Source organism: Paenibacillus sp. 01T422 (assembly GCF_056398785.1).
The window spans coordinates 1-5,462 of record NZ_JBFTQB010000410.1 but is presented as its reverse complement, the minus strand read 5'-3'; the positions used below and the strand labels follow the sequence as shown (position 1 = coordinate 5,462).

Annotated in this window: 6 protein-coding genes; 5 read left to right on the top strand and 1 reads right to left on the bottom strand. The window is 45.6% G+C overall.

All coding sequences use genetic code 11. The annotated features are described in order from the left end of the window. From AC1DUA_RS21625 to AC1DUA_RS21615, 3 genes are all read left to right on the top strand, one after another. Positions 1–119, top strand: a 119-nt coding sequence (locus AC1DUA_RS21625; RefSeq protein ID WP_477501738.1) for an SDR family oxidoreductase, incomplete at its 5' end; no start/stop codon positions are given. Positions 120–251: 132 nt separating this feature from the next. Then, complete coding sequence (locus AC1DUA_RS21620; RefSeq protein ID WP_477501737.1) at positions 252–1,100, top strand: DegV family protein; 849 nt, start codon at positions 252–254, stop codon at positions 1,098–1,100. Between the two features lie 18 nt (positions 1,101–1,118). After that, positions 1,119–1,964, top strand: coding sequence for a DegV family protein (locus tag AC1DUA_RS21615; protein WP_477501736.1), 846 nt, complete (start codon positions 1,119–1,121; stop codon positions 1,962–1,964). Positions 1,965–2,028: 64 nt separating this feature from the next. Here the strand turns inward: AC1DUA_RS21615 and AC1DUA_RS21610 are convergent, their stop codons facing one another. After that, positions 2,029–4,191 (bottom strand): HelD family protein, encoded by a 2,163-nt coding sequence (locus AC1DUA_RS21610; RefSeq protein WP_477501735.1) that lies wholly within the window; start codon positions 4,189–4,191, stop codon positions 2,029–2,031. Positions 4,192–4,370: 179 nt separating this feature from the next. Between AC1DUA_RS21610 and AC1DUA_RS21605 the strand changes: the two genes are divergently transcribed. Continuing rightward, a complete protein-coding gene (locus tag AC1DUA_RS21605; RefSeq protein ID WP_477501734.1) occupies positions 4,371–4,850 on the top strand; it encodes a glutathione peroxidase in 480 nt (159 codons plus the stop codon). Between the two features lie 264 nt (positions 4,851–5,114). Next, positions 5,115–5,462, top strand: a 348-nt coding sequence (locus tag AC1DUA_RS21600) for a hypothetical protein (RefSeq protein WP_477501733.1), incomplete at its 3' end; no start/stop codon positions are given.

Below are 5,462 nucleotides of genomic sequence, written 5' to 3'. Positions count from 1 at the left end.
GTGTTGGAGAGCTTGAAGAGTTGGTGGGACCTGCTGTTTTCTTTGCTTCCGATGCTGCTAACTATGTGACGGGTCAGACGTTGTTCGTAGATGGCGGTATGACGATCTATGGTTTCTAATGTATAGTTACTTCATTTTGTATGATTGAGCTTTCTTCTCATATCCTATATACTGAACACACAACAATCCATAGAATTAATGTGGATTTCAGTTTGTAAATGGATAGATGGAAGATAGGGTGGTTGACCGTAATGTCCCGGGTTCGTATTTTTACTGACAGCACATGTGATTTAAGTGATGATCTCATTCAACAATATCACATCGAAGTTGTGCCACTTTATGTTATTTTTGAGGATCTATCGTTAAAAGATGGTGTTTCAATCAAGCCAGACCGGCTTTTTGAGCTTGTAGATGAAAAAGGGAAATTGCCCAAAACAGCAGCGCCTTCTCCGGTAGATTTTGAGGGGGCGTTTGAACGGGCTTTACAGGCTGAAGAGGATGTCGTCTATATCGGACTTTCGTCGGAACTATCTTCGACGATTCAAAATGCCTCTATAGCAGCTGCGAGTTTCCCAGATGATAGAATTACCGTCATAGATTCTAGAACGCTATCAACGGGAATTGGTTTGCTAGTGTTGAAAGCAGCACACGCTGCTCAAGAAGGTAAAAACAGTTCGGAAATCAAAACCATGATCGAGTCGTTTCGCTCCCATATTGAAGTAGAGTTCATCATTGATACTTTGGAGTATTTGCACAAAGGCGGACGATGCTCGAGTGTCCAGCATTTCCTCGGAAGTTTACTGAAAATTAGGCCTATTGTGAAAGTAATTGACGGGGCTATGACATTGACAGACAAAGTAAGAGGGAAACGGGAGAAAGCGCTTCAACAGCTGCTGGATAATGCGCTCGCGCTCAAAGACGAGATGGATACAGAGTTTCTCTTCGTCACTCATGCCATGGCAGCTGAGGAAGCTGCGTATGTGAAAGAGCAGATTGAACAGCAAACCAATATTAAGCAAGTCTATATAACCGAAACCGGCTGTGTGGTATCCAGTCACTGCGGACCTCGTACGGTTGGAATCGTTTTCGCCAAAAAATAAGAAATGAGTGTACACAACATGACGACTATCAAGATTATCACTGACAGCAGCTGCGACCTCCCCAAATTGATTGTGGACGAGCTAGGGATTACGATTGTGCCTTTGTCCGTACATTTCGGAGAGGAGTGCATGCCCCCTCATATGGAGCTTTGTGATTTCTATGCGAGAATGAAGACGGAGAGTGTACTGCCTAAGACGTCCAGTCCTTCACCGCTGCATTTTCTCACCGATTATCAGAAAAAAGCTGAGGTAAATCAGGATATTCTTGTGATTTGTCTTTCTTCTGCTCTAAGCAGTACGTACAATCATGCACTTATGGCCAAAGAAATGCTCCAAGAGGAAGGTTATCAAGGGCGTATAGAAGTCATTGATTCGAAAACGGCTTCTTTAGGGCTTGGTGTGTTAGCTTACAAAGCTGCCAAAATGGCTGAGGATGATGTACCTTTTGAGCAAATCGTAGAGGTGATTCGATGTTCGGTTGCTTCTTCCGGGACGCTGTTTTTCTTGGATACTTTAGAAAATGTCATTAAAGGTGGACGGCTTGATCGGGTCCGTGGGGCTGTTGCTTCTGTTTTGAATATTAAACTGGTCATGAAAGCCAGTGAAGAAGGCTCGATTGAAGTAATGGATAAAATCCGCGGCACGCAGCAAGCGTTGAAGCGGATGATCGCCAAAGTAGGCGAGGCCGTTCACGATTACGAAAAAGATGTGATTGCCGTCGCACACAGCAACTGTGAGGAAAGAGCACGTGAGGTATTGAACCAACTCCTCCATAAGCATCCGTTCCGCAACGTATTATTCGCGAACATGGGGACCGTCATTGGCACGTATGCAGGAGAAGGCGGCGTACTGATCGCGTATTAAAGACAAAGAAAGACACCTGATCGAATTCTATGGCACTTAGCCTTAGAGGAATCAGGTGTCTTTTTTATGAAGGAGCAACCGTAGTTACAATCTCAGGATCATCTGTCGAGACAAGAGGCGATAATTCGCCAGGAGCCATTAGCCACAACTCATGAAGCGCACGTGTACAACCTACATATAGCAGCTTGGCATCCATAAATGTTGCTTCATAATGTGCAGCTGTAACATCCATAAGCAGAACGGCGTCAAACTCCAGCCCTTTGGTCAGATAGACCGGTACGACCGAAATCCCCCCGCGATACACACGTTGTTTGGATGTGATGAGATTTGTTTCAACGCCAGCTTTGGTCAGGACATCATGCAGCTCTTCAGCTTGCTTCTCCGTACGAGCTACAACGGCAATTGTGCTGGACGTTCCTTGTTGTAAAGTCGCGATAGCCTGCTCTAGCAGGGGAATTCTTGCTTTGAGGTCTGTCTGCAAGACCCGGACCTTGTTCCCGCTGCGGAACACAGGGACTGCCAGAAGCGGGTTCTCGACGCCTCGCTGCAGCACCAGATTGGCAAACTGGATAATCTCCATCGTTGACCGGTAACTACGCTCAAGCTCGAAGTAGCCGCCTTGATCTTCTTGAAATAGACTTGAGAATTCCTTCCAATCTTGGATGCCTTGATAAGCATGAATGCCTTGTGACAAATCACCTAGAATCGTAAAGGAACTGTTGCGTGTATAGCTATCGAGAACGGCCACCTGGAATGGTGAAAAGTCTTGGGCTTCGTCAATGACGACATGGTCGAACAATTGATCCGATGGAATGCCATGTAGACGTGTATGGATATAAAGAAGTGGAGCGAGATCTTCAAGCTGCACTTCTTTTTTCTTGAAAAGCTTAAGCGATGCGCTGACAATTGGCTCAGGGAGCTTGTGAAGAAGCTCTATAGGCAAGCTGTCGGGGCGGTTGGTTTCACCGAACAACAATTTGTAGAAGCTGAATGCCGAATGCTCCGGCCAACCTGTCAAATAGGTCCGCAAACGCTGCGCGGATTTCTTTTTCAGATCTTTTTTCTTGGTTTGCTCCCAGATTTTGTCGAGCTGCATTTCCATCCAACGCTTGATGCGGGCTACGACGCGTTCGCGACGTTTGACGAGTGGATAATGCTTATTCTCGACGAAAAACCATTCGCGTATGTTCGCTAGCGGCAGCTTAACGCCCTCCCATGGGATGAAATCCGCTGTTGGGACGTAGGAAGACTCGAACTTCGTCAAGCAGTCGTCTAAATATTGTTTGAAATCAATCGCACCTTTAAATCTGCCTGGAGCGTTATCGTCCACTGGAGGTCTTTTGCTTCCTAGAGAGAACCAAGTTTGTAAGGTGAGCGCTTGATCTGCTAACTTCACTTCTTGATCAAGCACATTCAATGCCCAATCGGTAAAGGTGCTTTGCTGAATATTGCCGACACCCAGTTCAGGCAGCACGCCTGATATGTAATCAAGGAACATCGAGTTCGGTGCGAAAATAATCATTCGCTCTGCACGAACCTGTTCACGGTATTGATAAAGTAAAAAAGCGAGACGATGCAGGGCAACAGTTGTTTTACCACTACCTGCGACCCCTTGGATAATGAGCGCGGTATTTTTGGCTGCACGAATGATGCGGTCTTGCTCTGCTTGAATTGTGGAGACGATATCGCGAAGCTTGTTGTCTTTATTTTCCCCTAACCGATAGAGCAGGAATTCATCGCCAACGGCTAAAGAGTCTTCGTTGCGATCATAAGTATCCACGACGCGCTGAAGGATTTGTTTGCGAACAACGAGATTTCGCTTCAAATAGACGAGACCTTCAATGAGTCCGTCCGGTGAGTCGTAGGAAGCAGCATCAAGTCCGCCAGTGAATGAGTAAAATAAGCTGGCAACCGGTGCACGCCAGTCAATAACAAGCAATTGGCCGGTACGTTCGTCTTCGACGCCTGATTTGCCAATGTATAAAGGCTGGGATGAAGCTGTGCCGGATTCCTGAAAGTCTAGACGACCAAAATAAGGCTCATCAACCGCTTTGGCCAAGTTGTGTCGCCCATTTTCACGTGCGACTTCCAGTGCTTGTTCGGTTAAATCCGGGCCGTAATATACGGGCGTTGCTCTAAGCCTAGCCAACTGCTTGTCAATTTCGATATTTGTTTCTTCGAGTCGTTGCAGTTCTTCTTGATAGGCACTTTGAGTCTTTGTGTCCAAGATCAGTTACCTCCTAAGATCAGATGTTGTGTCTATTTTGCGAATAAACAGGTAAACAATATAACACACCTGTCAGGATATGGGAAGCTAAACCGTGGGACGTTATGATATTTGGGGGTGCTGGGAAACAATGCTATAATGGACAAGTAGTTATTTTATCATCGAAGGAGTAGATCGCTGTGTCCATTTATGATATTGAGGTTCAGACCATTACGGGAGAAACAAAGTCACTTTCTGAGTTCAAAGGCAAGGCATTACTCATTGTCAATACAGCAAGCGCATGTGGCCTTACGCCTCATTACAAAGGTTTGCAGAGTTTATATGAGCAGTACCAAGAGAAGGGCCTCGTTGTTCTGGGATTCCCTTGCAATCAATTTGCCGAGCAAGAGCCAGGAACGAATGAAGAGATTCAAAGCTTCTGCGAGCTTAATTACAATGTCACTTTCCCGATGTTTGCTAAAGTGGATGTGAAAGGTGAACACGCTCACCCTTTATTCACTTATTTGCTAAGCAACACGCCAGAACCTTATCGTACAGGTGATATTGAGTGGAACTTCGTGAAATTCCTTGTAGATGCTAACGGCAGTGTAGTCAAACAGTACAGTGCAAGAACGGAACCTTCCGATATTGCAGCCGATATTGAAGCGATTCTGGCGTAACCGTATTCAGAAAAAAGTTGTTGCATTGCTGACAACCCCCCGCTATAATCAGTAATAATCATGACAGTGAAGGAGTCGAATCAATATGAATAACACAACTTGGTTCGTACAATTTCATTATTTTTATAGGCGTTAGCACATACCTGAACTCATCAGGGTGGGCTAACGCATTTCGCGTTGGCCTCCCTGCGGGATAGCAATTCGCGCAGGACCATAGGTCCGGCGCGTTTTTTTATCTCGGGAGAAGGGACTRGGTGAAAAGGTATGGGAAACAGCAATCTAAGGTATGAGAGTCCGGAAGATGAAAGTCGGTTCATGAATCACCTCGAACAAGCCAAAGTAATCCTGTTAGCGCCTAAAGCTTCAAGCAAAGTAAATGCAACAATACGTGAACTAACAAACGAACTGCAACTAGTTGGCATTGGGGTAAGATTGGAATGTCTAACTTTCGATTCTGGGAAGCATATAGCAGATGGGCTCGGCATGCGCTTCGTCATTTCAATAAGCGATAATGGCAAGGCGGAGAATGAAGTCAGCTTGATGGATTTAGAGGAACACATGGAGATGACCATGCCTTGGGATCAAGCGATTTATGTGATTGAGAAGGTGTAT

Excerpts from the sequence above, each read along its gene's own strand:
- AC1DUA_RS21620 (WP_477501737.1), top strand. The coding sequence starts at position 252 with ATGTCCCGGGTTCGTATTTTTACTGACAGCACATGTGATTTAAGTGAT.
- AC1DUA_RS21615 (WP_477501736.1), top strand. The coding sequence starts at position 1,119 with ATGACGACTATCAAGATTATCACTGACAGCAGCTGCGACCTCCCCAAA.